This is a genomic window from Psychrobacter sp. 1U2 (assembly GCF_051847575.1).
The window spans coordinates 1-699 of sequence record NZ_JBPYDC010001120.1; the positions used below are offsets into that span (position 1 = coordinate 1).

Genomic DNA, 699 nt, shown 5'->3' on the forward strand with positions numbered 1-699 from the left:
TGTCCGTATTTAACATCTCAGCGATGAGCTTTGGAAGCTTGTCTGCCAATGCCATTATGGCGCTCAACCAAGGCGCGAAGATGGGCGGCTTTACCCACGATACGGGCGAGGGCGCAATCAGTCCTTATCACCGTAAATTCGGTGGGGACCTGATTTGGGAGATTGGTACGGGTTATTTTGGTTGCCGTGATGAAAATGGCGACTTCGACCCACAGTCCTTTGCCGAAAAAGCGGTTGACCCACAAGTAAAAATGATTGAAATCAAACTATCACAGGGCGCAAAACCAGGTAAAGGTGGCGTGCTACCAAGCGAAAAAATCACTCAAGAGATTGCAGATACGCGTCAAGTCTCTACTGGTCAAGACTGTGTGTCGCCCTCCTCGCATACTGCCTTTAGTACCCCGCGCGAGCTGGTGAATTTTTGGCAAGAGCTACGCGAGCTGTCCGGCGGTAAACCTGTGGGCTTTAAGCTGTGTATTGGTCAGCCGTGGCAGTTTATGGCGATTGTCAAAGCCATGATAGAGATGGACAATTACCCTGATTTTATCGTGATTGATGGTGCAGAAGGTGGTACGGGCGCAGCACCCGTTGAGTTTATGGACAATGTCGGCATGCCCATGGTTGAAGGGTTTTTGTTGGTACATAACACCTTAGTTGGGGCTGGCGTCCGTGACAAGGTTAAACTTGGCGTCAGTGGCA

At 50.4% G+C, this 699-nt stretch carries 1 protein-coding gene; it reads left to right on the plus strand.

Annotated elements, in window-relative coordinates:
• On the plus strand, positions 1 to 699 hold a 699-nt coding region (locus ACS8FD_RS20720; protein ID WP_439277254.1), incomplete at both ends, for a glutamate synthase-related protein.